Consider the following 27,000-nt stretch of genomic DNA (forward strand, 5'->3'; position numbering starts at 1 on the left):
AAGATGGATTTAAAACAGTATATTACAATTGTTGAAGATTATCCGAAAGAAGGGATAAGCTTTAAAGATATTACGACATTGATGGATCACGGAGAAGCGTATAAATTTGCGACAGATGAAATCGTGAAATACGCAGAAAAAGTGAGAGCAGACCTCATCGTTGGACCTGAAGCAAGAGGATTTATTATCGGATGTCCAGTAGCTTATGCGTTAGAAGTCGGATTTGCACCTGTGCGTAAACCTGGAAAATTACCACGTGAAACGGTATCGGTTGAATATGACTTAGAATATGGAACAGATCGTTTAACGATTCATAAAGATGCGATTAAACCGGGACAGCGCGTCTTAATCGTAGATGACTTACTTGCAACAGGTGGTACGATTAAAGCGACGATTGAACTCGTCGAAGAATTAGGCGGCATTGTCGCAGGCTGTGCCTTTTTAATTGAACTGGCATACTTAGATGGGCGTAAAAAGATTGAAGGATACGATATTTGTACATTGATCACATACGATGAAGAATAATTCAAAAGCATTCTGTGAATCACTCGCAGAATGTTTTTTTAAAACGTTTCCTCCTTTACACATATAAGGGATTGCCGTACTATAAGTAAAAATAGAAAGAACGAAGAAAGGAGTGTAAAACAATGGCGAAAGAAAAAGACATGACAGCAGAGGATATTTATCATATCGTATCGACGTATATGAATGAAGAACATGTAGAATTTGTGAAGCGTGCATATATTGCAGCGAAGGAAGCGCATGAAGGCCAATTTCGTAAATCGGGAGAGCCATATATTTTACACCCGATTCAAGTCGCAGGTATTTTAGCGAATTTGCAAATGGATCCTGCAACTGTTGCAGCTGGATTTTTGCATGATGTCGTTGAAGATACGGAGGTGAGTCGCGAAGATATCGTCGAACAGTTTGGCGAAGAAGTTGCGGTACTCGTCGACGGTGTGACGAAACTCGAAAAATTAAAATTCCGTTCAAATGAAGAAAAACAAGCAGAAAATCATCGGAAAATGTTTATCGCTATGGCACAAGATATTCGTGTCATTTTAATTAAATTGGCAGACCGCTTACATAATATGCGTACATTAAAATATGTCAATGAAGAAAAACAACGTCGTATTTCTGCAGAAACGCTCGATATTTTTGCACCTCTCGCTCATCGTCTCGGAATCTCGACAATTAAGTGGGAATTAGAGGATACTGCACTTCGCTATTTGAATCCGCAACAATATTACCGCATCGTTCATATGATGAAACAAAAGCGTGCAGAACGGGAAGATTATTTAGAAGAAGTGATGGATATCATTCGTTTTGAAGTGGATCGTATGGGGATTGAAGCGGAAATTTCAGGTCGCCCGAAACATTTATATTCGATTTACCGGAAAATGGCTTTGCAAAATAAAGAATTCAATGAAATTTATGATTTATTGGCGGTGCGTATCGTACTGAAAAGCATTAAAGATTGTTATGCGACACTCGGTATTATTCACACATTATGGAAACCGATGCCTGGGCGTTTCAAAGATTATATCGCGATGCCGAAACAAAATATGTATCAATCGATTCATACGACAGTTGTCGGTCCAGCGGGAGATCCGTTAGAAGTTCAAATTCGCACGGAAGATATGCACCACATTGCAGAATATGGGGTGGCGGCGCACTGGGCGTATAAAGAAGGACGTGTCGCTTCTGAAACGACTGACAATATCGAACAAAAATTGACGTGGTTCCGTGAAATTTTAGAGCTTCAAAACGAATCTACAAATGCGGAAGAATTTATGGAATCGTTAAAATTCGATCTCTTCTCCGACATGGTTTATGTCTTTACTCCAGATGGTGATGTGATTGAATTGCCAAAAGGCTCCGTTCCTTTAGATTTCGCTTACCGCGTTCATTCAGAAGTAGGAAACCGTACAATCGGAGCGAAAGTGAACGGTAAAATGGTTCCGCTCGACGAAAAATTAGCTACGGGAGATATCGTGGAAGTATTGACGTCGAAACAATCATTTGGGCCGAGCCGTGATTGGTTGAAAATTGCGAATACCTCTCAAGCACGTAGCAAAATCAAACAATATTTTAAGCGTCAATTAAGAGAAGAAAATGTTGTAAAAGGAAAATCATTAATCGATCGTGAAATTAAAGCACAAGTATATGAACCGAAAGAAGTGCTCACCTCTGAAAACATCTCCCGTGTTCTCGACAAATATAGCTTTGCTTCTGAAGAAGATATGTATGCGAATGTCGGATCAGGGGGCATTACTGCTCAGCAAATTGTCAACCGTTTAGCAGAACGATTACGTCGCGAACGAGAAAAAGTCGACGCATTAGAAAAAGTAAAGTCGGACATTGAGAAAAAGAAAGAATCCCCGCAGAAAAAAGAATATAAAGAAACAGAATCAGGCGTAATCGTTCGAGGAATCGACAATATGTTAATTCGTCTAGCGAAATGCTGTAATCCAGTACCAGGTGACGAAATCACCGGTTTTATTACGAAAGGACGAGGTGTTTCTGTCCATCGAACGGATTGTCCGAATGTTGTACATTCTGATGAATTGGACAGTCGTTATTTAGATGTGGAATGGGCAGTAGGAGATAGCAGTCGCTCTTCGAAAACATTTGAAGTCGATATTGAAATTTCAGCATTCGACCGTTCTGGTTTATTGAATGAAGTAATGATGACTGTCACAGAGTTGAAAGTGCCAATCACAGCAGTGACGGGTCGTGCAAATAAAGAGAAAATCGCAAAAATCGAAATGACGATTGAAATTACGAGCATTGAACATTTACATCAAATTGTGAAGAAGATTAAACAAATATCAGATGTCCATGCTGTACATCGTGTAACGAATTAAGGAAGTGAAAGTATGAAAGTTTTATTACAACGTGCGAAACGAGCATCTGTCACAATTAACGGTGAAGTGACAGGGGCGATTGATAAAGGGTATGTATTACTTGTCGGAATTACGCATGAAGATACGGTAGAAGACGTGAAATACGTAGCGAAAAAAATTGCAGGATTACGCATTTGGGAAGACGAAGAAGGAAAAATGAATCAGGATTTGTCTCAAGTAGGAGGAGCTGTGCTGTCCGTATCCCAATTTACATTGTATGGTGATGTGAGCAAAGGGAGACGACCGAGCTTTATTCAAGCTGCGCGACCTGAACAAGCTGAGCCTTTATGGGAACAGTTTAATCAAGAGTTACGTGCGCTTGATATCCATGTAGAGACAGGTCGTTTCGGTGCGATGATGGACGTATCGCTCATCAATGACGGCCCCGTCACATTAATGGTAGAATCAAAATAATAAAAGCGTTTGAAATCGAGTAATATGATTTCAAACGCTTTTTCATTATTCATTGAAAAATTGTAATAAACCGTCATAAATACCGTAAGAAACGGTTTCTCTAAATTGAGAAGATAAAAGTACTTGCTCTTCTGCTGCATTCGTTAAAAACCCGAGTTCTAATAAAATAGCATCCGAACTATTTTCATTCAATACTTGGAAGTTTCCAACTTGCACACCGCGGTTTCGTAAAGGAATTTGTTGCTCAATTGTCGCATTTAATACATCGGCTAATTCCTTTTGATGATCGTGGAAGTAAAATGTCGTATGACCTGTAACGGTCGAGTCGACATTCGCATCATAGTGAATACTAATAAATGCATCTGCCTTCAATTGGCTTTTCATTTGGGCTCTTGTACGCAATGGAATGAAAGTATCGCGCTCACGAGTTAAATGCACTTTCGCTCCAGCAGATCGCAATTTAAGAGCTAACACTTCTGCTGTTTTCATCGTTAAATCTTTTTCACGTGTACCACGCGCCCCTGTCGTTCCTCGGTCATGTCCGCCATGTCCAGGGTCAAGTATGATGGTTATGCCATTTAAAGTACCTGGAATGGAAGCTTTTTTTCGCACGGTAGATGCTGCTTCTTCTGCATGTTTAGAAATCACAGGGCTGTTTAATGTAGAAACGACCCATTGTGCGACATAAGCGCGTTGTCCGTCAATTTCAACTTCATACCAGTCTCCTTCTTCGCTTAAAACATTTAAGTGATAACCTGCTTCTAAACGCTTTACGACTTTTGAATGGGTTGTCGGTTCTTCACGCAAATTCGTACCGTCGGCAATCGTTGAAATTAAAAACAAGCTAGGTTTTTCTCCGGACTTTTGAGAGGCATTTAATTGTCCATGAAAGCTAGCGACCCACCCTGTTTTTTTAGAATCAAGTTGGATTTTCACCCAATTATGATCCACTTCTAACACTTTGTACGTCTCGCCTTGGTGAGCATAACCGATTATTTTTCCTTGGAGTCCTGCACGTGAACGGACATTCAAAGAGTCAACAATGACCGTGAATTGGCCATCTTTTACTTCTGGTGAAGGGTTCACTTGGTCATTGGCTTTTTGTGTTTCAGAAGTTGTTTTGGTTAAATATGAACTATGTACCCATCCGTACATACCATCTACAATGATATACGACCATCCGTCTCGCTCTAATTCTAGTGTCGCTTCTTTTCCAGCGTCCATTTTACCGATTACATTGGATTGTGTGGAAGGACCGAGCCGTACGTTAAGACCATTCGTTGTAGAAATGACGACATCTCCTTTTGATTCGATATCACTTTTACGTTCAACGAGCCAAGATGCGATCCATCCTTCTCGATTTTTTTTATAGGAAACACGGAACCAATCATCTTGTTCCTCTAGAACGGTAAGTGATTCATTCGCTTGGAGTGTATCGATGATCTCGTAGGTGAGTCCTGGTCCAGAACGAACATTCATTTTTCCTTTCGTTTCCACCGTGCTTGCTGCTAAACTCGTTATCGAATTTAAAAATCCAAAACCGAAAATAAGCAGAAACAAAGTGAAGGTTATTTTTCTTTTCAAATCGTCTTCACCACCTTGAGTTATATTGTAACGAGAAATGTTTTTCAATGCTAGAAATAAGTGAAAGGTATTGACTTCATACCCTAAAATGATTAAGATTAACTATGATTATAATAAAGCTAATGATTCGATAAGTAAAAGAGAGACTCGAATGGTTTTAGAGAATGTGAACCGTGGCTGTAAGTTCCATCCATTCCTCTTTTTGAAAGACAACGATGAAGCGTTTCGCTGAAATAAAGTAAGCGAAGTCGGTACTAGCCGTTATCTAGTTGAGTGGATGCAGCGAAATGCATCAATTTGGGTGGAACCGCGGAAGCTATTGCTCTCGTCCCTTCTATAATGTTATAGGAGAGATGGGAGCTTTTTATTATGAAAAAAAGGAGAATCGCTATGAATTTTAAAGTTCCAAGAGGTACACAAGACATTTTGCCCCAAGATTCATGGAAATGGCACAAGGTGGAACAAATCATTTCAGATGTATGTCGCGCGTATCGTTACAGCGAAATTCGCACACCAATTTTTGAGCAGACAGAATTGTTCCAACGTACGGTCGGTGATGCAACAGATATCGTTCAAAAAGAAATGTACACATTTGAAGATCGTGGAAAGCGTTCGATGACATTGCGTCCTGAAGGAACAGCACCTGTCGTCCGTTCATTTGTCGAAAATAAAATGCACGGTATTCCAGATCAACCGGTGAAATTATATTACGTCGGTCCGATGTTCCGTTATGAGCGTCAGCAAGCTGGGCGTTACCGTCAATTCGTCCAGTTCGGTGTAGAGGCAATTGGCAGTGATAATCCGATGATTGATGCAGAAGTCATTGCATTAGCACTCGATGTGTACCGCCGTGCAGGATTAAAAGATTTAAAACTTGTCATTAACTCATTGGGAGACCGCGCGTCGCGTGCGAAACACCGCGAGGCGCTCGTTGCACATTTTGAACCACGCATTGAGGAGTTTTGTTCGGATTGTCAAACACGTCTTCACCAAAATCCGCTCCGTATTTTAGATTGTAAAAAAGATCATGAGCATCCTTTAATGGTGACTGCGCCAAAATTAACCGATTATTTAAGTGATGAAAATGCTGCATATTTTGAAGCGGTACAAAATTATTTAGCCGCATTAAATATTTCGTTTGAAATTGATCCAAATTTAGTGCGTGGGCTCGATTATTACAATCATACGGCATTTGAAATTATGAGTACGTCAGAAGGATTCGGCGCGATTACAACTCTTTGTGGTGGTGGTCGTTACGATGGGATGACGGAAGAAATTGGCGGACCGAACGCACCAGGTATCGGATTTGCGATGAGTATCGAACGACTTTTACTTGCGATGGAAGCGGAAAATGTAACGTTTGAAAATGATGAATTGCTCGACGTGTACGTTGCAACATTAGGTGAAGAAGCGGAGAAATTCGGTTTCGTGTTAACCCAGCAATTACGAGCGGCGAACATTCATACCGATACGGACTTTTTACAGCGCAAAATGAAAGGTCAAATGAAAACAGCAGACCGTCAACAAGCGCGTTTCGTGATCGTAATCGGTGAGACGGAAGTAGAACAACAAGTCGTACAATTAAAAAATATGGCAACTGGTGAACAGCGTGAAGTAGCTGTTTCTGAAGTCGTAACGACAATACAACAATTGATGAAATAGGAGAGATGAGGATGAAACGTACACATTATTGTGGACAATTAACGAAAGAACAAATTGGAGAACAGGTGACATTACAAGGTTGGGTACAACGTCGTCGCGACTTAGGTGAAATTATTTTTATCGATTTACGTGACCGTACAGGCATTGTTCAAATGGTATTCAATCCAGATTTTTCGAAAGAAGCGCTTGAAATTGCGGATTCTTTACGTAATGAATATGTTGTTGAAATGACAGGAACTGTCATTGAACGTGCGGATGCCCAAAAGAACAATAAAATTAAAACGGGTGACATCGAAGTACAAGTGACAGAAGTCGAAATCATTAACAAAGCGAAAAACCCACCGTTTATGATTGAAGACGAAACAGATGTGAGTGAAGAACTTCGTTTGAAATATCGTTACTTAGATCTTCGCCGTCCACCGTTAATGAACAATTTCCGCATGCGTTCAGAAATTACGCGTTCAGTTCGTAACTTCTTAGCAGACGAAGAGTTTTTCGAAGTCGAAACGCCTATTTTAACGAAATCAACACCTGAAGGAGCGCGTGACTACCTCGTTCCATCACGTGTTCACGATGGCGAATTTTATGCATTACCACAATCACCACAATTGTTTAAACAATTGTTAATGGTGTCAGGATTTGACCGTTATTACCAAATCGCGCGTTGTTTCCGTGATGAAGACTTGCGTGCCGATCGTCAACCAGAATTTACACAAATTGATATGGAAATGAGTTTCATGTCCCTCGACGATATTTTAGAATTGAATGAACGCATGATGAAACGCATTATGAAAGACGTAAAAGGGATCGATATCGAAACACCATTCCAACGTATGCCGTACGATGAAGCGATGGCACGTTTCGGTTCAGATAAACCAGATACACGTTTTGCGATGGAACTCGTCGACATGGCGGATGCGATTGCAGATAGCTCATTCAAAGTGTTTACGAGCATGGCTGAAAAAGGCAACCACGTAAAATGTATTAACGTTAAAGGTGGAGCAGAAGACTACACACGTAAAGACATTGACGGTTTAACAGACTACGTCGCACGTTATGGCGCGAAAGGGCTCGCATGGATTAAAGTGACAGAAGAAGGATTCACAGGTCCAATCGCGAAGTTCTTCGATGAAGAGGACCAAGCGAAAATGACAGCAGCTGCAGATGTAGAAGCAGGCGACTTATTATTATTCGTCGCAGATACACCGAAAGTTGTCGCAGATGCACTTGGCGCACTCCGTGTGAAACTCGGAAAAGAGCGTAATTTAATCGATGAGTCAGCATTTAACTTCTTATGGGTTGTCGACTGGCCATTGTTTGAATTCGATGAAGAAGCAGGGCGTTACGTCGCAGCTCACCATCCATTCACACGTCCACAAGATGTCGATGTTCTCGTGAATGACCCGGACAATGCACGTGCGGAAGCGTATGACTTAGTATTGAATGGTTACGAGCTCGGTGGCGGAAGCTTACGTATTTACGAGCGTGATTTACAAGAGAAAATGTTTGAAGCTCTCGGATTTTCAAAAGAAGCGGCACAAGAACAATTCGGATTCCTACTCGATGCATTCGAATACGGTACACCTCCACACGGTGGAATTGCATTCGGTCTTGACCGTATTGTCATGATCTTGTCAGGTTCAACAAACTTGCGTGATACAATTGCTTTCCCGAAAACAGCGAGCGCGAGCTGTCTCTTAACAGAAGCGCCAAGCATGGTAAGCGAAGCGCAATTGCGTGAGTTGAACTTGCAATTAAAAGCAAAACCACAATAATTGCACAAAATATAAGAGTGTGATATTGTTATAGCAATGACAAATCCTGAGGTGTACGTGAAGAACGATACAGTTTTGACCTACAATTATATCGTAAGGGAGCTTTAAATCCAATTGCGGATGACATGCCATTTATGGACGTCAAAGTCAATTGTGCGAGCACCCACCTGTTGAATGCAGGTTCAAAACGATACAGTTTCTAACGGCACATTTGGGATTTGTTCCTAATATGAATCATTCAAGAGCTTATTTCCTTTGAAATAGGCTCTTTTTGTTTAGTCAACAGATGAATGTCTTCTTTGAATCTGGTATTGTAAACGTAAGTAAAGTTATTTAGTTGAAAAGAAGGAGTGGCACGATGTTACATCAATTTTCACGCAATGAACTCGCATTTGGAAGAGAAGGATTAGAAGCTTTGAAAGAGGCATCAGTTCTCATTTTAGGGATTGGAGGTGTCGGCTCATTTGCAGCGGAAGCATGTGCAAGAAGTGGAGTAGGTAAACTTATTTTAGTGGATAAAGACGACGTTGATATTACGAATGTGAATCGCCAACTTGTCGCCACCTTATCGACGGTTGGACGGAGTAAAGTAGAAGTGATGGAAGAACGTATTCATGATGTTAATCCGCAGTGTGAAGTTGTTTCCATTCATGAATTTTATACGGAAGAAAATTATGAACATATTTTAGCGCATGAACCCGATTATGTCATTGACGCTTCTGATACGTTGCAATATAAGATTCATATCGCGGAGCAATGCATCGAACGAGGAATTCCGATTATTTCAAGTATGGGAGCTGCGAATAAATTAGATCCTACTCGTTTTGAAATTGCGGACATCTCTAAAACACATACCGATCCATTAGCGAAAATCGTTCGTACTCGATTAAGAAAGCGTGGCATTCATAAAGGATTGACGGTCGTGTTCAGCGATGAAAGTCCGATTATTCAACGTGCAGATGTTGTAAAAACGGTTGGAAATGAACAATCCGACATCCGAAAGGCTCAATTGCCCCCTTCATCTAATGCTTTCGTTCCATCTGTCGCTGGACTCATCTGTGCAAGCTGGGTCGTTCGTGAAATTATCAAACATATCGAAATCAAACGGGTGAATGGACAATAGAAAGCTTGTCACTCAAAGAAAACGTTGTTACAATAGGTATTATTACATAATGCAACGTACAGTTTAAACGATACGAATAGATATAATATCGTTACAATTGAGAGGATGGAAAACTATGTCAAACGATCATGGAATTTTATTAGAGAGTGGTACTAATGAGTTAGAAATCATTGAGTTCGAAATGGGATTAAATCGCTACGGAATTAATGTCATTAAAGTAAAAGAAATTATTTTGCCAATGAAAGTAACACCAATTCCACATGCGCATCCATCCATTGAAGGAATTATTCAACTGCGCGGGGAAGTGCTTCCAGTGATCAATATGGAAAAAGTCATGGGACTCCAACAAACATTCGATAGCGATCAAGGGAAATACATCGTGGCAGCATTTAATAAACAACATGTTGTTTTCCACGTGCATGATGTGACACAAATTCACCGCATTTCATGGGATCAAATCGAAAAGCCATCTGATATTTATTCAGAATCGAACTCTCAAGTAATTGGAGTGATTAAACGCAATAATGAAATGTTACTACTCCTAGATTTCGAGAAAATCATTTTAGACATTAACCCGTCGACTGGGATTCACGTCGATGCAGTGAAAAAATTAGGACAGCGTAGCCGTTCGTCAAAACGTATCGTCATTGCTGAAGACTCTCCATTACTTCGCAAATTATTGCATGATACTTTAAATGAAGCAGGTTACTACAATTTAGAATTTTTCGAGAATGGCAAAGATGCACTATACTATTTAGAATCGATGCTTAATCAAACGGCAGATATTACTGAAGTAGTGCAACTCGTCATAACAGATATCGAAATGCCACAAATGGATGGCCATCATTTTACGAAAAGAATTCGTGAAAATAAAGGATTAGCGTCGTTACCTGTCATTATTTTCTCTTCATTAATCACAGATGATTTAAAACATAAAGGGGAAAGCGTTGGGGCGGACGATCAAGTGAGTAAGCCTGAAATTGCAGAACTCGTTTTAAAAATCGATCAATACATTTTATAAAAAAAGAAGCTCCTTTAGGGGCTTCTTTTTTATCATTAATTATTTTTATCTTCCCAACATTCTGCTCCTTTTAATCCAGGAATTGAACTTGCGTGGAAGACAGGGTTTTTTCCTTGTTTTCGTTGAGCAGTAAAGTCATCTAACACACGGAATGCAATTTTTCCTAAAATAGCTATGACGAGTAAGTTAATAATAGCCATCATTCCCATAAATAAATCAGCTAAATCCCAAACGAGCGCTACTTTCGCGAGTGCGCCGAACATGACCATACCGAGTACGGCTACACGATATGCCGTCATCCAGCTTTTATGAGCGTTAATAAATTCGATATTCGTTTCACCATAATAGTAGTTTCCGATGACCGAACTGAAAGCAAAGAACATAATTGCGATCGCAACGAAATAAGGAGCCCATGTACCGACTTGCATTTCCATTGCCGCTTGTGTTAATAAAATACCGTCATCTCCTGCATCTACGTATAAACCAGAGAGTAAAATGATGAAGGCTGTCGCACTACAGACGACAATCGTATCGAAAAATACACCTAAACTTTGAACGAGCCCTTGTTTCGCAGGGTGTGATACGCTCGCTGTAGCAGCGGCGTTCGGCACACTACCCATACCTGCTTCGTTTGAGAATAAACCACGACGAACCCCTTGCATTAAGGCAGCTCCGATTCCACCACCAGCTATTTGTTCAATACCGAATGCATGTGTTACGATTAATTTAAACATGTTTGGTACTTCTGTAAAGTTGATCACAACGATGAATAGAGCGATACCGATATAAAATGTTGCCATAATCGGTACGATAAACTGTGTCACTTGTACGATGCGATGAACGCCACCGAAAATGATAATCGCTGTGAGGAGAACGAGAGCAATTCCTACTGTCCATGTTGGAATGTTGAATACACTATGGAACGATTGGCTAATTGTATTCGCTTGCACAGCATTGAAAATAAAACCGAATGCCAATGTGAGTAAAATCGCGAAAACAATGCCGAGCTTACGCCATCCGAGTGCTTTTTCCATATAATAAGCAGGTCCTCCGCGAAACGCACTGCCGTCTTTCACTTTATATACTTGTGCGAGCGTACTTTCAATAAAAGCAGTCGCCATCCCGATTAAAGCGATGATCCACATCCAGAAGACAGCACCTGGTCCACCAATTCCAATTGCCAGTGCGACCCCTGCAACGTTTCCTGTACCGACACGTGATGCGGCACTAATCGTAAAGGCTTGGAAAGGGGAAACCCCGTCACTATGATGGTCTTTCTTTTCGATGATGAGTCGGAACATTTCGCCGAATAGGCGTACTTGTACGAATTTCGTACGAATTGTAAAATAAAGACCAAGTATGAGTAAAGCGCCAATTAATACGTATGTCCAAATGAAGTTATTCACTGGACCTGTCAACCAATTTAAAAATGCCATTTACGTTACTTCCCTTCTTTTATAAAAGATGATGATTTACTAGTTATACCCTAAAAGATAGTGATTGAAAACAAAAAGTTCACAAAATGTTTTAAAAATAATAATTCAGAATTATCAACAAAAAAATTGTATGGACATCAGTCCATACAAGTGAATGCGCTGTACATTGATTAAATTTTAGTTTGATTTATTTTTTAATTGTTGTAAATATTGATAAATTTTATTTAGCCGAACTTCTTTACCTGCATCAATCGGGCGGTAAAATTGACTGTTTTTCAATTCATCGGGCAAATATTGTTGATTGACCCATCCGCCAAATGTTCCGATTGTTGTATCATGAGGGTACTGATAACCACCATGTCCGAGTTCTGTCGCTCCAACGTAATGTGTATCTTTTAAATGATCCGGAATATCTCCTGTTTTCCCGTCGTGAATTGCTGCAATCGCTCGGTCGAGTGATTGATATGCTGAGTTTGATTTTTCCGCAAGACACATTTCAACGACGGCTTGAGCGAGTGGAATCCGTCCTTCCGGAAGGCCGAGACGAATCGCTGCCTCTGTTGCGGCGAGCACGTGGGGTCCGACGTCAGGATTTGCGAGCCCGATATCTTCGTAGGCCATAACGAGCAACCGACGATTGACGGCAATCAGGTCACCGTTTTCTAGCAAATGGGCTAAGTAATAAAGGGCAGCGTCAACATCGCTTCCCCGTACTGATTTTTGTAAAGCGGAGAGTAAATTGTAAAAATGACTCCCTTTTTTATCGCCAAATACGCCGATTCGTCCGATGAGCGAATCAAGAAGCGAATCTTCGACAGTAATCGTACCTTCCTCATCTTCGTCGCTTGCACGCACAGCAGATTCTAATAGTGTCAAGGCTTTTCTTGCATCGCCATTGACACTTTCTGCAATTCGCTGCAACTGCTCTTTTGTAATATGAATCCTTTGTTTTCCTAAGCCGCGTTCTTCATCGTGTAAAGCGCGATTGAGTAAAGTGAATAAATCTTCTGCCGTGAGCCGTTTTAATTGTTTAATTTCACCCATGCGAGAACGAATAGCAGGATTGACGTCATGGAATGGGTTTTCTGTCGTCGCCCCGATTAAAATGATCGATCCGTTCTCCACGTGTGGAAGCAATGTATCTTGTTGCAATTTATTAAAGCGATGAATTTCATCTAAAAATAAAATAATCGAACCTTCCATTCGAGCGTTCGCAATCATCTGTTCGATATCTTTTTTTCCAGAAGTCGTCGCATTTAAGCTGTAAAAAGGTAGTTTTGTCGATTGAGCAATCGCATTAGCGAACGACGTTTTCCCGACACCGGGAGGGCCGTAGAGTAACATCGATGGCACATGTCCTTTTTGAATGAGTTGATACAATGCTTGATCTTCTCCGATAATATGTTGCTGTCCGACGAGGTCCTCTAATGATCTCGGACGCATCCGGTATGCGAGAGGTTGTCCGTAACTCATATGCATTCCTCCTTGTATTGTAAGTATACATGAAAAATCGAGCCATGAAGAAACAACAAGCATATCAATTATGCTATACTATTTGAAGCAATTTGAGAAAAGGACAGATAACTTATGAAAATTTCAACGAGAGGGCGTTACGGTTTGACGGTCGTTGTCGAACTCGGACGCCATTATGGAAAAGGTCCCATCCCGCTGCGTCAAATTGCAGCGACGTACGATTTATCGGAAGCATATTTAGAGCAACTCGTGCCACCACTGCGTAACAGTGGACTCGTCAAAAGTGTGCGAGGTGCATATGGGGGATATAAATTAGCGCGTGATCCAGAAACGATTACAGCAGGAGATGTCATCCGATTATTAGAAGGTCCCATTCAAGTCGTCGAAGGAATTGAAGACGGCAAAGTAGAGCAAAAAAAATTGTGGCATGAGATGAGCGAAGCCATACGACACGTACTCGATACGACAACGATTGCGGACTTATTATTAGAAGAAGAGCCACAAGTAGATGAAGGATATATGTTTTACATTTAATTAAAGGAGAGAAGGAGTTTCAATGATTTATTTAGACTATGCTGCGACGACCCCGATGAAGCGAGAAGTGATGGAAGCGTATATGCATACAGCAGAAATGGTAATTGGGAATGCGTCCAGTTTGCATAGTTATGGACGTGAAGCGAAACGTGTATTAAATGAAGCGAGAAAAGAAATCGCTCGCAAAATAGGGGCACGTCCAAATGAAATTATTTTCACTTCGGGTGGAACGGAAGCGGATAACTTAGCGGTATTTGGGTTGGCGAAAGCACTCCGCTCAAAAGGCTGTCATATCATTACGACCGAAATTGAGCATCAAGCCATTTTACAACCGATGAAGCAATTAGAAGAAGAAGGATTTGCTATTACGTATTTACCTGTCGACACTTCAGGGTTTGTCCAATTAGAAGATGTAGAACGAGCATTGCAAGAGGATACGATTTTCGTTTCAATTATGTTCGGGAATAACGAAGTCGGTTCCATGCAACCAATCAGCGAAATCGGACAGTTGTTAAAGGAGCGAGATATTCCATTTCATACCGATGCTGTACAAGCATATGGTACGGTGAAAATTGATGTCGAAGAGATGCATATTGACGCGTTAACAGCATCTGCTCATAAAATTGGTGGACCTAAAGGAATCGGTTTTCTATATGTGAGAAGTGAACTTCCTTTAATGGCTCATCAAGTAGGGGGCAATCAAGAACGAAAACTGCGTGGCGGTACGGAAAATATTCCGGCAATCGCTGCTTTCGCTGAGGCTGTCCGGAGTTTGCATCATTTCGATCAGGACAAAATGAATGATGTAACAGAGCGATTTTTAAATGAATTAGCAAAGTGCCCGATTCAATATGAGATGAATAGTCCAGAACAGAGATTAGCTCATATTGTCAATATATATTTTCCGCATATTACAGTTGACCATCTGCTCGCACGTCTCGATTTAGAAGGTGTTGCGATTTCAAGTGGTTCGGCATGTACGGCAGGAGCGGTAGAAGCTTCGCACGTACTCGTTGCGATGTTTGGAGAAGGTGAACGAGCAAATAGCAGTGTCCGCATTAGTTTTGGGGAAGAAACGACGTTGGAAGAAGCGACAGCATCCGCGCAAATTATCGGACGTGTCGTCGAAACATTTCAACGAGGGAAAGAGTGAATACAATGACAAAAAAACAACGAGTAGTATTAGGAATGAGTGGCGGTGTTGATTCATCGGTCGCGGCTCATTTATTATTAGAACAAGGATATGAAGTGATCGGCGTCTTTATGAAAAACTGGGACGATTCAGACGATAGCGGTTTTTGTTCCGCGGCAGAAGATTATGAAGATGTTGTAAAAGTAGCCGAGCAAGTCGGTATTCCATATTATACGGTTAATTTTGAAAAAGAATATTGGGATAATGTTTTTGAATACTTTTTAGAAGAATATAAAAAAGGACGTACGCCAAACCCAGACGTCATGTGTAATAAAGAAATTAAATTCAAGGCATTTCTTGATTATGCGATGAGTTTAGATGCGGATTTCGTCGCGATGGGCCATTATGCGCAAGTCGAACGGACAGAAGAAGGTGTGCGTATGCTTCGAGGAGTCGATACGAACAAAGATCAAACGTATTTCTTAAATCAATTAACGCAAGCGCAATTAGAGAAAACATTGTTCCCACTCGGGCATTTGCAAAAAAGTGAGGTGCGCGAAATTGCGGAACGTGAAGGACTTGCGACAGCGAAGAAAAAAGATTCGACGGGAATTTGTTTTATCGGAGAGCGCGATTTCAAACAATTTTTAAGTGAATTTTTACCTGCTCAACCAGGCAATATGGAAACGATGGACGGCGAAGTGATGGGACGACATGACGGATTGATGTATTACACGATCGGTCAACGTCACGGTCTCGGAATCGGCGGAGCAGGTGATCCTTGGTTCGTCTTAGGTAAAGATTTAGAGCGCAATGTACTGCTCGTCGGACAAGGATTCCACCACAATGCCCTTTACTCTGATGCGTTAAAAGCGAATCTCGTCAACTGGATGACGCCGAAAGAGCTACCTGAAACATTTGAATGTACAGCGAAATTCCGCTACCGTCAACCCGATACGAAAGTGACGGTGCAAAGACTTCCGAACGGTGAAGCGCTCGTAACATTTGCAGCGCCTGTTCGCGCGATTACGCCAGGGCAAGCGGTCGTTTTTTACGATGAGATGGAATGTCTCGGCGGCGGAACGATCGATGAAGTGTATAAAGATGGACAAAAATTGACTTACGTAGGGTGATATAAACATGAACTATAACGAACAAGGAATTCGCGCTTTACAAGAAGAGCGCCATGAAGAAGCGATCGAAGCCTTTATGAAAGCGATCGAAACGAGCCCAGAAGATGCGGTTGCCTATATTAATATCGGGAACGTTTTTGCGGCAGTGAATGACATTGAAAAAGCAGAGCAATTTTTTCAACAAGCGATTGCGCTCGATGAAAAAGCAGCGACAGCGTATTATAGCTTAGCGAATTTGTATTACAATGTAGAACGCTTTGAAGAAGCGGCGAAGTTATATGAAAAAGCGATTCAGTACGAAATGACAGGTGCAGATGCGTATTACATGCTAGGGAAATGTTTTGAACAGCTTGGTAACGATAAGTTAGCACTTCCATACGTACAAAGAGCAGCTGAGCTCAATGTGAAAGACGAGCAAATTCAAGTGACGTACGGAATCATTTTGTCGAAGCTAGAGCTGTTTGAAGAAGCACAAAAAGTATTTCATCACGTATTGAAATTAAATGAAAATCATGCAGATGCGCATTACAATTTAGGAATGGTTTATGCAGTATCGACAGACGATAAAGCATCGGCAAAACATCATTTAAAGCGTGCGTATACAATCGAACCGGACCATATGCAAGCGCGTTACATTTATGACATGATTGAAGTAGGAGAACAACAGTAAGGAGGAAGGCAGATGGAAAATGAACCCCTTTATTTTATCGGACGAGCTGTCGTTACAATTTTCCATAACGAGACGAATTTATTTTCAATTGTAAAAGTGAAACAGCGTGAAACGAATACCGATTATAAAGAGAAAGAAATTGTTATGAAAGGTCATTTTCCGAAACTTTCTCCTGAAGATGATTACCGGTTTACAGGGACATTTGTCAATCATCCGACGTACGGACGTCAATTTAATGTGACGCAATTTGCGAAAGAAATGCCGTCGACGAAAACGGGTGTCATTCATTATTTATCGAGCGATTTATTTCCAGGGATTGGGAAAAAGACAGCAGAAAATGTCGTCGATGCGCTCGGAGAAGATGCCATTCAAAAAATTGTGCAAGACCCTTCTTGTTTAGACGGTATTCCTGGCTTGAGCAAAGAGCGGAAAGAAACGTTACAAACGGTGTTGACGGAGCATCTTGGCTTAGAGAAGACGATCATTCAATTGAACGAATGGGGATTCGGGCCACAACTTGCGATGAAAATATACAATACGTACCGAGAAGAAACGTTGGAAAAAATTCGAGAAAACCCATATCAACTCGTGCTCGATGTACAAGGGATTGGTTTTCAACGTGCAGATGAGCTCGGGCGACGTATTGGCATTGAAGAAACGAGTCCCGCTCGCTATCAAGCAGCGGTCGTCGTCATTGTAGAGCGAGCTTCACTCGGAGAAGGGCATGTGTACGTGACGACGGAACAAGTGCTCACAGAAGCGATGCAACTTCTCCAACCACTCAGTTCGGTGTCCATTGAATATGACGCGTTAGCAGAAGCGGTCGTTGAACTCGGAAAGTCTGGGAAATTAATTGTAGAGCGCGACAAGTTATATTTGCCGAGTTTACATGCGAGTGAAGTAGGGATTGCGACCGTCATTCAAAGGCATTTGGAACGCCCAGCGCTCGAAGATTTCCCCGCGAGTGAGATTTTCCAAGCGATTGGGGAAGTGGAAGAAGAATTTGACGTGTCATATGCACCGTCTCAAGTAGAAGCGATTCAATGTGCACTTACGTCACCGATGATGATTTTAACGGGAGGACCAGGGACAGGGAAGACGACCGTGATTCGAGGAATTGTAGAGACGTTCGCTAAATTGCACGGGTATTCGTTAGATCCGAAACATTATGCGTATGAAAGTCGTGATTTTCCGATTGTTTTAGCAGCTCCTACAGGTCGAGCGGCGAAGCGGATGAGTGAATCGACAGGGCTTCCTGCGATGACGATTCATCGTTTGCTCGGATTTACGAGCCAAGATAATGAGGAGGAGTTTGATTCAGACGGTATTGCGGGCGAGTTGATCATTATCGATGAAATGTCGATGGTCGATAACTGGCTCGCTTACCAATTGTTAAAAGCCATTCCGAAAGATGCTCAAATTATTTTCGTCGGAGACCAAGACCAACTTCCTTCTGTCGGTCCGGGGCAAGTGTTAACCGATTTTATTCGTTCGAAGACGATTCCGGTTATCGAGTTGCAACAAGTGTTTCGCCAAAGTGGTGATTCGAGCATTATCGAACTTGCACACCAAATGAAAATGAGCGCACCGATTTCCTCTTTAACGATGAAACGTAGCGATCGGTCGTTCATTCGAGCGCGCGGAGCTCAAGCGGCAGATGCTGTCGAACAAGTGATTGTGAATGCAGTTGAAAAAGGCTTTTCCATCCACGACATTCAAGTGCTCGCTCCGATGTACCGAGGTGATGTCGGCATCGACGCTCTCAACAAGCGCATTCAAGAGAAGTTAAATCCTCTCAATGACAAGAAGCGAGAAATTGTATACGGGGATACCCATTACCGAGTTGGCGATAAAGTGTTACAGCTCGTCAACCAACCAGAGTCGAATGTGTTTAACGGTGATATCGGGGAAGTCGTCGCGATTTTTTATGCGAAAGAGACGACAGAGAAAAAAGACGTTGTCGTCGTCGCATTCGATGCGATTGAAGTGACGTATGAGAAGCAAGATTTAAACCAATTGACCCTCGCTTACTGTTGCTCCATCCATAAAGCGCAAGGGAGCGAATTTCCGCTCGTCATTATGCCACTCGTTCGAAGCTTTCGCAACATGTTGCAAAAAAACTTAATTTATACGGGGATTACACGAGCGAAACAATTTTTAATTTTAGTTGGGGAAGAAGATATTTGGCTAGAAGGGATGCATAAAATCGGCACGATGCAAAGGCAGACGACATTGAAAGAGCGCCTAACCGATGAAGTGTACGAAGATGTTGGCGATACGCCACTCGTCCTTTCTGAAGAAACAATCATGTCGATTGATCCGATGATTGGGATGGAAAATATATCCCCTTATGACTTCATGTAGCGCTTGTTGCGAGCAGTTGACAGCAAGCGCGCTTTCTCTTATACTTTACATATTCAAAAGAATATTAAACGATGAAAGAGCCGAGTAAATAGGTGATACGACTTAGAGAGTCATTTCCAGGCTGAAAAAATGACCGTCCCTCACTATTGAATGCTACTCTGGAGTTTGCTTTAAGCCGTTAGCTACGTTATCGCTTCTCAGAGATGTCAAATGATTGACGAATGAGGGTGGTACCGCGAATATGTCTTCGTCCCTTACTAATTAGATTAGGGAGAGAAGGCTTTTTTTATTGCCTAATTTTAAGGAGGAAATGGAAACGATGAAACGTTTAACAGCAGCACAAATTAGACAAATGTATTTAGATTACTTTGAATCGAAAGGTCATGCGATTGAACCTTCTGCACCACTCGTACCTATCGATGATGATTCATTACTTTGGATCAATAGTGGTGTCGCAACATTAAAAAAATATTTTGACGGTCGTGTTATCCCAGATAACCCCCGCATTACGAATGCGCAAAAATCAATTCGTACGAACGATATTGAAAATGTCGGAAAAACAGCGCGTCACCATACGTTCTTTGAAATGCTCGGAAACTTCTCCATCGGCGATTATTTCAAAAAAGAAGCGATTGAATACGCATGGGATTTCTTAACGAATAAACAGTGGATCGGTTTCGACCCAGAACTTTTATACGTAACAGTACACCCAGAGGACGATGAAGCATACCGTATTTGGGTGGAAGAAATCGGTTTAGAGCCGTCACGCATCATCCGTTTAGAAGGAAACTTCTGGGATATCGGGGAAGGTCCAAGTGGTCCGAACTCAGAAATTTTCTACGACCGTGGAGAAAAGTACGGCGCTGATTTTTCAGATCCAGAATTATATCCAGGTGGAGAAAACGAACGATATCTTGAAATTTGGAACTTAGTATTTTCTGAATTTAACCATAACCCAGACGGCACATACACACCTTTACCGAAGCAAAACATCGATACAGGGATGGGACTTGAGCGTATGGCATCCGTCATTCAAGACGTTCCGACGAACTTCGAAACGGATTTATTTATGCCGATCATTCAAGAAGTAGAAAAAATGTCAGGCGAAACATACGACACTTACAGTGAAAAAGGAACGGCATTTAAAGTGATTGCTGACCATATTCGTACGGTCGCATTCGCAATCGGTGACGGAGCATTACCTTCAAACGAAGGACGAGGCTACGTATTACGTCGTTTATTACGTCGTGCTGTACGTTACGCAAAACAACTCGGCTTGAATGATCCGTTCATGTACAAGCTCGTACCGACAGTCGGCGCAATTATGGAAGAGTTTTATCCGACTGTAACGGAAAAAAGCGACTTCATCCAAAAAGTGATTAAAAACGAAGAAGATCGCTTCCATGAAACGTTACATGAAGGATTAGCGATTTTAGAAAATGTCATTGCAGAAGCGAAAAAGATGGATACACCGACGATTGCGGGTAAAGATGCATTCCGTCTTTATGACACGTACGGCTTCCCTTATGAATTGACAGAAGAATACGCAGAAGAAGCAAATGTAGCGGTAGACCGTGCTGGCTTTGACGAAGCGATGGAAGCACAGCGAAATCGTGCACGTGCAGCACGTGAAGATGTCGATTCTATGAGTGTTCAGTCAGAAGTGCTCAATCACTTAACGGAAACGAGCACATTTACAGGATACGATCAATTGACAGTCGAAACGACGGTTGCAGCAATCATCCAAAATGGAGAGCGTGTAGAACGTATTGATAGCGGAGAAGCACAACTCGTCCTCGTTGAGACACCATTTTACGCAGAGAGTGGCGGACAAATTGCGGACGCAGGAACGATTCAAGCGGAAACTGGAAAAGTAGCAGTGCGCGACGTTCAAAAAGCGCCGAACGGTCAAAACCTTCACCAAGTAGAAGTAGTCGAAGGAACATTAGCAGTAGGTGACACGGTTACAGCATTGGTCACACGTGACTTACGTAAAGCGACAATTAAAAATCATACGGCGACGCACCTACTTCATAAAGCGTTGAAAGAAGTACTAGGGGAACACGTTAACCAAGCAGGATCGTATGTCGGGCCAGATCGTTTACGTTTTGACTTCTCACACTTCGGACAAGTAACTCCGGAAGAACTTGCAGAAATCGAACGTAAAGTAAACGAGCAAATTTGGCAAGATATCGCGGTTCAAATTGGTGAATATTCACTCGATGAAGCGAAACAAATGGGTGCGATGGCATTATTCGGAGAGAAATATGGAGACGTCGTACGCGTTGTGCGTGTCGGGGACTATTCTTTGGAACTTTGCGGTGGTTGCCACGTCGCACGTACGAGCGAAATCGGACTGTTCAAAATAGAATCTGAAAGTGGAATCGGTGCAGGAACACGCCGAATCGAAGCGGTAACTGGAAAGCAAGCGTACGAACTTCTGAAGTCAGAAGAAGCTCTTTTACAACAAGTACAAGCGCTCGTTAAAGCGAACTCAACGAATACGGTTCAAAAAGTGGAAGGCTTATTACAACAATTAAAAGAGATGAAAAAAGAAAACGAATCACTTCAAGCGAAGCTAGGAAATTCACAGTTAGATGACTTACTGGCGCAAGCGGTAGAAGTAAATGGGGTGAAAGTGCTCGCTGCAAAAGTCGATGCGAAAGATAATGGTGCGCTTCGACAAATGATCGATGAAGTGAAACAACAAATCGATGAAATTATCGTCGTCTTCGGCGCAGTAAGTGGAGATAAAGTGATGTTAGCAGCGGGCGTTTCAAAACCGTTGACGAAAACATATAAAGCGGGAGACATTGTCAACCATGTCGCAACACAATGTGACGGTCGTGGTGGTGGACGTCCAGACATGGCGATGGCAGGTGCGAAAGATGCTTCTAAATTAGACGAAGCACTACAATCTGTTCAAGAATACGTCAAATCTATTTAACCTCAGCTCTAAATCGGGTATACTTGAATGAGGATGAATATAGATGAGTAAGATTGGAAAGTGGGGTGTTCCCTATGGATTCATTCGATCAGACGATGAAGTTTAATTTTCCAGAAGAGTCAAAAGACGAAGAAGTAAAACAAGTAATGCTTCACGTTCATCATGTTTTACATGAACGTGGGTACAACCCGATCAACCAGATTGTCGGTTATTTACTTTCAGGCGACCCAGCTTATATACCTCGTCATGAAGAAGCTCGAACATTAATGCGCAAGCTCGAACGTGATGAAATCATAGAAGAACTTGTGAAGTTTTACATTAAAGAGCATGGAGGCAAAATGGATTGAGAACGATGGGGTTAGATGTCGGTTCCAAAACGGTAGGCGTCGCGGTGAGTGATGCCTTCGGTTGGACGGCACAAGGCGTAGAGACGATTCAAATCGATGAAGCGAAAGAACAGTACGGGCTTGAGCGATTAGCGGAGCTCGTGAAAGAGCATGAAGTATCGAGCTTTGTCGTCGGCTACCCGAAAAATATGAACAATACGGTAGGGCCGCGTGGCGAAGCGAGTGAGAATTATGCTGAGCTTCTGCGGGAACAATTCGGATTACCTGTCGTCCTTTGGGATGAACGATTATCTACAATGGCGGCAGAACGTATGCTGATTGAAGCAGATGTCAGTCGTGCGAAGCGTAAAAGAGTAATCGATAAGATGGCAGCCGTTATGATTTTACAAGGCTATCTCGATTCAAAAAACTAATGAGGTGAAAGCAATGGAACACGGAGAACATAAAACAATGACAATCATTGATGAGAAAGGAAATGAACACGTTTGTGAAATCATTTTAACTTTCGATTCACCACAACCTGAAAAATTCGATCGCTCATACGTTGTTTACCACGTTTTAACAGGCGAACCAGAAGAAGATGAAGAAGTTGAAATTCACGCTTCAGCATTTATCCCTTCTGAAGGAGAAGGCGGAGATTTAATGCCGATTGAAGATGATGAGGAATGGGATATGATCGAAGAAATCGTCGGCGCATTTCTCGACGAGGAAGACGAAGAATAATCATTCAATAAGCAATCAAGCGATGAGAGGCGGAATGCGCAGACATTCCGTCTTTCATCGTTTACAATGAGGTGAAAAAAATGACAGAACAACAAAAGCCAACAGAACAACTCAACTTTGAATTGCGTAAAAAAGAAGCGAAAACTGTAAGGAAAGTTGTTACGTATACAGCGATTGCATTACTTAGTATCGGTTTGCTCATTAGTGCAATTCTTTTCTTTTACGTGAAAGGCGGGTTGAAAGCTTATGATGCGAAAGATGACTCTGAAATTACAGTAGAAATCCCAATCGGTTCAGGTTTGACACTCATCTCAAAAAAATTGGAAGAAGCGGGTGTCATTAAAGATGCACGTATTTTTAAATACTATGCAAAATTTAATAATGAATCCCAGTTTCAAGCAGGCACTTACAATTTGACGAAATCGATGACTCCAGACGAATTGATTGAAAGTTTAAAAACTGGAAAAGTGTACAGAACACCTGTCTTTACAATGACGATTCCAGAAGGACTAACGATTGAACAAATTGGAGAGGTTGTAGAGAAAAATACAACGATTACAAAAGATGAGTTTGTTTCCTATGTGAATAATCCAGAAACCGTTGACCGCATGATGGAGCTTTATCCAAATATTGTGACGGAAGAAGTGAAAAACGAACAAATCCGCACACCGCTAGAAGGATATTTATTCCCAGCGACATACCCTTTTTATGAGGAAAATCCTACTGTGGAAGAAATTGTCCTAACAATGATGGAAGGTACGGCGATGAATGTTACCCCTTATTTAGATTATTTGGAGTCAAAAGGGAAAACAGTACACTGGCTTCTTACATTCGCCTCACTTTTAGAACGTGAAGCGACAGCAGCAGCCGATCGAGAATCGATTGCGAGCGTATTTTACAATCGTTTGGAAGCGGATATGCCTTTACAAACAGACCCTACTGTTTTGTATGCGTTGGGTGAACATAAAGACCGCGTATTATACAAAGACTTAGAAGTACAAAATCCATACAATACGTATCAAAATAAAGGATTGCCACCAGGTCCAATTGCAGCGCCTGGACGTTCTTCTATTGAAGCAGTAACTGACCCAGCAGATACGAATTATTTATACTTCTTAGCAGATAAAGACGGTAATAATCACTTCACTGATTCGTATGAACAACATTTAATTAATCGTGACAAATATATTACAGGAACGAAGGAGTAATCGAACATGGAGCCCAAAACAACGCAACATTATTTATTTCCAGAAATGGATTCTCCTATTCTTCTTCATATGAAACAGTATGCGAAAGAGCATTTCATCCCGATTATGGATGAACGCTCTTTACATATGTTATTGACGCTTTTAACTGTACAACAACCGAAACAAATACTGGAGTTAGGGAGTGCGATTGGTTATTCTGCCATTCGTATGGCGCTCGCATTGCCACATGCTAAAATTACGACGCTTGAGCGCGATTCTGTGCGCTATCAAGAAGCAGTTCAAAATATTCAAAGCGCGCAGTTAGAAGGACAAATTGCGATTCACCACACAGACGCATTACAATGGGATACGACAAAACTTCACAAAACGTTCGATGTTTTGTTCATTGATGCGGCAAAAGGGCAGTACGAGCGATTTTTTGAAAAATATGAGCAATATGTACAGGTTGGCGGTATTATATATTGTGATAATATTGCGATGGACGGGCAAGTATTACAGCCGTTGAGCGATATCCCACGTCGCAATCGCACGATGATTCGCAATTTAAAGCAATTTATTGAAACGATGTACAATCATCCAAGATATGAAGTATCTTATTTAAATATTGGAGATGGTTTGCTCATCGCACGCAAAGTAAAGGAAGATGAAGTATGAAACGAATGAAACCTCTCGTCATCGGAATCGCCGGAGGATCGGGTTCTGGAAAGACGAGTGTCACACGTAAAGTAATGGATGTTTTTCATGAACACTCGGTCGTCGTCATCGAACAAGATTATTATTACAAAGATCAAGCTCATTTATCGTTTGAAGAAAGATTGAAGACAAATTACGATCACCCACTCGCTTTTGATAATGATTTGTTAATCGAACATATTGAGAAGTTAGTCGCTCGTCAACCGATTGAGAAACCTGTTTACGATTATGAACGTCACACACGTTCGACAGAAGTCATTCATGTCTCTCCGATGGACGTCATCATCGTGGAAGGAATTTTAGTTTTGGAAGACGAACGTTTACGTAAGCTGATGGATATGAATTTATTCGTGGATACCGATGCGGATTTACGCATTTTACGACGAATCGTGCGCGATACGGAAGAGCGAGGCCGCACATTGCAGTCCGTCATCGATCAATATTTATCGGTCGTTCGTCCGATGCACAATCAATTTATTGAACCGACGAAGCGATATGCGGATATCATTATCCCAGAAGGTGGAGAAAATGATGTCGCAATCGATCTCATCGTCACGAAAATAAAAACAATTGTTGAATTTGAAGCATAGTTGTACTATGATGGCAATAATTAAAAAAAAGAATAGGACGAAACACTATGTCGCCTCCGCATTTTTTGGTCGGAGCGGCATAGTGTTTTTCTGAATATAATTAGGAGGAATTGTATTATGGCGTCAGAAAAGCAATATCCAATGACAGAAGCAGGTAAACAAAAATTAGAAGAAGAGTTAGAGTTTTTAAAAACAGTCAAGCGTAAAGAAGTCGTTGAACGTATTAAAATAGCGCGTAGTTACGGCGACCTTTCGGAAAACTCAGAGTATGACTCAGCGAAGGAAGATCAAGCGTTCGTAGAAGGAAAGATTTCTTCACTTGAATCAATGATTCGCAATGCGGTCATCATCACGGAAGATGAATTAAACACAGACGAAGTCGGTCTCGGTAAAACAGTGACATTTAAAGAGTTACCAGATGAAGAAGAAGAGACATATACGATTGTGGGTTCCGCAGAAGCAGATCCTTTAGAAGGACTTATTTCAAACGACTCACCAATCGCGAAAGCATTAATCGGTCATAAAAAAGGTGAAGAAGTAAAAATTCAAACACCAGGCGGCGAGATTGAAGTCGTGATCGTTGATGTTCAATAAAACGCATGTGTGAAAGGGTGAATCGCCATGAATGAACCGAATTCACGAACTTCTAAGCAGCGGAAACGAAAATCAGAACGTCTATTAAATCGATTAATTTTCAGTATCGTTTTACTCGTTGTCGTTACCACCGTCATTTTGATTAATATTGATATGCCAGTCAAGCAAGTAGCAGCACCGCCTGAACAACAAGGTGAAACGAATATTCCGACATCAGAAAAAACGCATGAACCGTCTGATGTAAAAGAAGAGGAAATAAAAGAACCATCAAAATCAACAAGTCAACCTATTGAAGAACAAACGACCTCTCCTGGAATTGTGAGCAAACCAGAACAAGACGAAGATTCCATCGTCATCGAAACGATTGTGGATACATCATGGGAACCGATCGGTACGAAACAAACGGGGTATCACGAATCTAAATATGATGGAAAGTCGATTGACTGGAATGAAAAGAAAGAAGCAATCGCTTATGCTACGTTGTTTGATGTTGAAGATTTAATTTTCTGGAAAATTAAAAACGGTGGTGACGAGCAACGTTCAATTGGTATCGTTTCGACCTTTGATAAAAAACATAAATATCGAGTGTACTTGCAATGGGAAGACGGTAAAGGATGGAAGCCGACTAAGTTGGAAGTACTTCGGACATTAGATTTTGAATATTAGGAGGA

At 41.5% G+C, this 27,000-nt stretch carries 24 protein-coding genes, 1 other RNA gene and 2 other annotated features; of the genes, 22 read left to right on the forward strand and 3 right to left on the reverse strand.

Annotation, left to right across the window (positions count from 1 at the left end):
* The first annotated feature begins 3 nt into the window (after positions 1 to 3).
* From IRY55_RS01965 to dtd, 3 genes are all read left to right on the forward strand, one after another.
* Positions 4 to 525: an adenine phosphoribosyltransferase gene (locus IRY55_RS01965; protein ID WP_194561573.1), complete on the forward strand. Its 522-nt coding sequence runs from the start codon at positions 4 to 6 to the stop codon at positions 523 to 525.
* Between the two features lie 122 nt (positions 526 to 647).
* The gene (locus tag IRY55_RS01970; RefSeq protein WP_194561574.1) at positions 648 to 2,867 is read left to right on the forward strand and encodes a RelA/SpoT family protein; all 2,220 of its coding nucleotides are present in this window, start codon (positions 648 to 650) and stop codon (positions 2,865 to 2,867) included.
* A gap of 12 nt (positions 2,868 to 2,879) precedes the next feature.
* Complete coding sequence (dtd, locus tag IRY55_RS01975) at positions 2,880 to 3,320, forward strand: D-aminoacyl-tRNA deacylase (protein ID WP_194561575.1); 441 nt, start codon at positions 2,880 to 2,882, stop codon at positions 3,318 to 3,320.
* A 45-nt stretch (positions 3,321 to 3,365) separates the two neighbouring features.
* On the opposite strand, the gene IRY55_RS01980 is transcribed toward dtd, so the two are convergent.
* A complete protein-coding gene (locus tag IRY55_RS01980) occupies positions 3,366 to 4,904 on the reverse strand; it encodes an SH3 domain-containing protein (RefSeq protein ID WP_194561576.1) in 1,539 nt (512 codons plus the stop codon).
* Between the two features lie 113 nt (positions 4,905 to 5,017).
* Positions 5,018 to 5,240, forward strand: a binding site (T-box leader).
* 54 nt (positions 5,241 to 5,294) lie between these two features.
* On the opposite strand from IRY55_RS01980, the gene hisS reads away from it, so the two are divergent.
* The 5 genes from hisS to IRY55_RS02005 all read left to right on the forward strand — a co-directional run bounded on the left by hisS (position 5,295) and on the right by IRY55_RS02005 (position 10,485).
* Positions 5,295 to 6,566, forward strand: a complete 1,272-nt coding sequence (gene hisS / locus IRY55_RS01985; protein WP_194561577.1) for a histidine--tRNA ligase — start codon at positions 5,295 to 5,297, stop codon at positions 6,564 to 6,566.
* Positions 6,567 to 6,577: 11 nt separating this feature from the next.
* A complete protein-coding gene (gene aspS / locus IRY55_RS01990; RefSeq protein ID WP_194561578.1) occupies positions 6,578 to 8,341 on the forward strand; it encodes an aspartate--tRNA ligase in 1,764 nt (587 codons plus the stop codon).
* Between the two features lie 40 nt (positions 8,342 to 8,381).
* Positions 8,382 to 8,563, forward strand: a non-coding RNA gene (gene ssrS, locus IRY55_RS01995) — 6S RNA.
* Between the two features lie 136 nt (positions 8,564 to 8,699).
* A complete protein-coding gene (locus tag IRY55_RS02000) occupies positions 8,700 to 9,464 on the forward strand; it encodes a tRNA threonylcarbamoyladenosine dehydratase (protein WP_194561579.1) in 765 nt (254 codons plus the stop codon).
* Positions 9,465 to 9,579: 115 nt separating this feature from the next.
* On the forward strand, positions 9,580 to 10,485 hold the full coding sequence (locus tag IRY55_RS02005; RefSeq protein WP_194561580.1) for a chemotaxis protein: 906 nt from the start codon (positions 9,580 to 9,582) through the stop codon (positions 10,483 to 10,485).
* Between the two features lie 35 nt (positions 10,486 to 10,520).
* On the opposite strand, the gene IRY55_RS02010 is transcribed toward IRY55_RS02005, so the two are convergent.
* Complete coding sequence (locus IRY55_RS02010; protein WP_194561581.1) at positions 10,521 to 11,921, reverse strand: alanine/glycine:cation symporter family protein; 1,401 nt, start codon at positions 11,919 to 11,921, stop codon at positions 10,521 to 10,523.
* A gap of 177 nt (positions 11,922 to 12,098) precedes the next feature.
* Positions 12,099 to 13,394, reverse strand: coding sequence for a replication-associated recombination protein A (locus IRY55_RS02015; protein ID WP_194561582.1), 1,296 nt, complete (start codon positions 13,392 to 13,394; stop codon positions 12,099 to 12,101).
* Between the two features lie 114 nt (positions 13,395 to 13,508).
* Between IRY55_RS02015 and cymR the strand changes: the two genes are divergently transcribed.
* The 14 genes from cymR (at position 13,509) to IRY55_RS02085 (ending at position 26,995) form a co-directional block, all read left to right on the forward strand.
* Positions 13,509 to 13,928 carry a cysteine metabolism transcriptional regulator CymR gene (gene cymR / locus IRY55_RS02020; protein WP_194561583.1) on the forward strand — a complete coding sequence of 140 codons (420 nt, stop codon included), beginning with the start codon at positions 13,509 to 13,511 and terminating at the stop codon, positions 13,926 to 13,928.
* 22 nt (positions 13,929 to 13,950) lie between these two features.
* Positions 13,951 to 15,081, forward strand: a complete 1,131-nt coding sequence (locus IRY55_RS02025; protein WP_194561584.1) for a cysteine desulfurase family protein — start codon at positions 13,951 to 13,953, stop codon at positions 15,079 to 15,081.
* Between the two features lie 5 nt (positions 15,082 to 15,086).
* The gene (gene mnmA, locus IRY55_RS02030) at positions 15,087 to 16,193 is read left to right on the forward strand and encodes a tRNA 2-thiouridine(34) synthase MnmA (RefSeq protein WP_213086635.1); all 1,107 of its coding nucleotides are present in this window, start codon (positions 15,087 to 15,089) and stop codon (positions 16,191 to 16,193) included.
* A gap of 7 nt (positions 16,194 to 16,200) precedes the next feature.
* A complete protein-coding gene (locus IRY55_RS02035; protein ID WP_194561586.1) occupies positions 16,201 to 16,863 on the forward strand; it encodes a tetratricopeptide repeat protein in 663 nt (220 codons plus the stop codon).
* 12 nt (positions 16,864 to 16,875) lie between these two features.
* Complete coding sequence (gene recD2, locus IRY55_RS02040; protein WP_194561587.1) at positions 16,876 to 19,227, forward strand: SF1B family DNA helicase RecD2; 2,352 nt, start codon at positions 16,876 to 16,878, stop codon at positions 19,225 to 19,227.
* A 62-nt stretch (positions 19,228 to 19,289) separates the two neighbouring features.
* Positions 19,290 to 19,485, forward strand: a binding site (T-box leader).
* Positions 19,486 to 19,546: 61 nt separating this feature from the next.
* Complete coding sequence (alaS, locus tag IRY55_RS02045) at positions 19,547 to 22,174, forward strand: alanine--tRNA ligase (RefSeq protein ID WP_194561588.1); 2,628 nt, start codon at positions 19,547 to 19,549, stop codon at positions 22,172 to 22,174.
* A gap of 74 nt (positions 22,175 to 22,248) precedes the next feature.
* On the forward strand, positions 22,249 to 22,521 hold the full coding sequence (locus IRY55_RS02050; RefSeq protein ID WP_194561589.1) for an IreB family regulatory phosphoprotein: 273 nt from the start codon (positions 22,249 to 22,251) through the stop codon (positions 22,519 to 22,521).
* Complete coding sequence (gene ruvX, locus IRY55_RS02055) at positions 22,518 to 22,934, forward strand: Holliday junction resolvase RuvX (RefSeq protein ID WP_194561590.1); 417 nt, start codon at positions 22,518 to 22,520, stop codon at positions 22,932 to 22,934. The genes IRY55_RS02050 and ruvX overlap by 4 nt, the downstream gene beginning before the upstream one ends.
* 13 nt (positions 22,935 to 22,947) lie before the next feature.
* On the forward strand, positions 22,948 to 23,244 hold the full coding sequence (locus tag IRY55_RS02060) for a DUF1292 domain-containing protein (protein WP_194561591.1): 297 nt from the start codon (positions 22,948 to 22,950) through the stop codon (positions 23,242 to 23,244).
* An 80-nt stretch (positions 23,245 to 23,324) separates the two neighbouring features.
* Entirely contained in the window at positions 23,325 to 24,452 is a 1,128-nt protein-coding gene (gene mltG, locus IRY55_RS02065) for an endolytic transglycosylase MltG (RefSeq protein WP_194561592.1), read from the forward strand.
* Positions 24,453 to 24,458: 6 nt separating this feature from the next.
* Positions 24,459 to 25,106 (forward strand): O-methyltransferase, encoded by a 648-nt coding sequence (locus IRY55_RS02070; protein WP_194561593.1) that lies wholly within the window; start codon positions 24,459 to 24,461, stop codon positions 25,104 to 25,106.
* Positions 25,103 to 25,735, forward strand: a complete 633-nt coding sequence (gene udk / locus IRY55_RS02075; RefSeq protein ID WP_194561594.1) for a uridine kinase — start codon at positions 25,103 to 25,105, stop codon at positions 25,733 to 25,735. Before IRY55_RS02070 ends, udk begins: the two co-directional genes overlap by 4 nt.
* Positions 25,736 to 25,852: 117 nt before the next feature.
* Positions 25,853 to 26,329 (forward strand): transcription elongation factor GreA, encoded by a 477-nt coding sequence (greA, locus tag IRY55_RS02080; RefSeq protein ID WP_194561595.1) that lies wholly within the window; start codon positions 25,853 to 25,855, stop codon positions 26,327 to 26,329.
* 27 nt (positions 26,330 to 26,356) lie between these two features.
* A complete protein-coding gene (locus tag IRY55_RS02085) occupies positions 26,357 to 26,995 on the forward strand; it encodes a YrrS family protein (protein WP_194561596.1) in 639 nt (212 codons plus the stop codon).
* Positions 26,996 to 27,000 lie beyond the last annotated feature (5 nt).

This window comes from Savagea serpentis (genome assembly GCF_015351395.1).
In the GTDB taxonomy this organism is placed as follows: Bacteria; Bacillota; Bacilli; order Bacillales_A; family Planococcaceae; genus Savagea; species Savagea serpentis.

Bases quoted from the DNA above. Each gene is read 5' to 3' on its own strand.
- IRY55_RS01965 (WP_194561573.1), top strand. From the start codon at position 4: ATGGATTTAAAACAGTATATTACAATTGTTGAAGATTATCCGAAAGAA.
- IRY55_RS01970 (WP_194561574.1), top strand. From the start codon at position 648: ATGGCGAAAGAAAAAGACATGACAGCAGAGGATATTTATCATATCGTA.
- dtd (WP_194561575.1), top strand. From the start codon at position 2,880: ATGAAAGTTTTATTACAACGTGCGAAACGAGCATCTGTCACAATTAAC.
- hisS (WP_194561577.1), top strand. From the start codon at position 5,295: ATGAATTTTAAAGTTCCAAGAGGTACACAAGACATTTTGCCCCAAGAT.
- aspS (WP_194561578.1), top strand. From the start codon at position 6,578: ATGAAACGTACACATTATTGTGGACAATTAACGAAAGAACAAATTGGA.
- IRY55_RS02000 (WP_194561579.1), top strand. From the start codon at position 8,700: ATGTTACATCAATTTTCACGCAATGAACTCGCATTTGGAAGAGAAGGA.
- IRY55_RS02005 (WP_194561580.1), top strand. From the start codon at position 9,580: ATGTCAAACGATCATGGAATTTTATTAGAGAGTGGTACTAATGAGTTA.
- IRY55_RS02010 (WP_194561581.1), bottom strand. From the start codon at position 11,921: ATGGCATTTTTAAATTGGTTGACAGGTCCAGTGAATAACTTCATTTGG.
- IRY55_RS02015 (WP_194561582.1), bottom strand. From the start codon at position 13,394: ATGAGTTACGGACAACCTCTCGCATACCGGATGCGTCCGAGATCATTA.
- cymR (WP_194561583.1), top strand. From the start codon at position 13,509: ATGAAAATTTCAACGAGAGGGCGTTACGGTTTGACGGTCGTTGTCGAA.
- IRY55_RS02025 (WP_194561584.1), top strand. From the start codon at position 13,951: ATGATTTATTTAGACTATGCTGCGACGACCCCGATGAAGCGAGAAGTG.
- mnmA (WP_213086635.1), top strand. From the start codon at position 15,087: ATGACAAAAAAACAACGAGTAGTATTAGGAATGAGTGGCGGTGTTGAT.
- IRY55_RS02035 (WP_194561586.1), top strand. From the start codon at position 16,201: ATGAACTATAACGAACAAGGAATTCGCGCTTTACAAGAAGAGCGCCAT.
- recD2 (WP_194561587.1), top strand. From the start codon at position 16,876: ATGGAAAATGAACCCCTTTATTTTATCGGACGAGCTGTCGTTACAATT.
- alaS (WP_194561588.1), top strand. From the start codon at position 19,547: ATGAAACGTTTAACAGCAGCACAAATTAGACAAATGTATTTAGATTAC.
- IRY55_RS02050 (WP_194561589.1), top strand. From the start codon at position 22,249: ATGGATTCATTCGATCAGACGATGAAGTTTAATTTTCCAGAAGAGTCA.
- IRY55_RS02060 (WP_194561591.1), top strand. From the start codon at position 22,948: ATGGAACACGGAGAACATAAAACAATGACAATCATTGATGAGAAAGGA.
- mltG (WP_194561592.1), top strand. From the start codon at position 23,325: ATGACAGAACAACAAAAGCCAACAGAACAACTCAACTTTGAATTGCGT.
- IRY55_RS02070 (WP_194561593.1), top strand. From the start codon at position 24,459: ATGGAGCCCAAAACAACGCAACATTATTTATTTCCAGAAATGGATTCT.
- udk (WP_194561594.1), top strand. From the start codon at position 25,103: ATGAAACGAATGAAACCTCTCGTCATCGGAATCGCCGGAGGATCGGGT.
- greA (WP_194561595.1), top strand. From the start codon at position 25,853: ATGGCGTCAGAAAAGCAATATCCAATGACAGAAGCAGGTAAACAAAAA.
- IRY55_RS02085 (WP_194561596.1), top strand. From the start codon at position 26,357: ATGAATGAACCGAATTCACGAACTTCTAAGCAGCGGAAACGAAAATCA.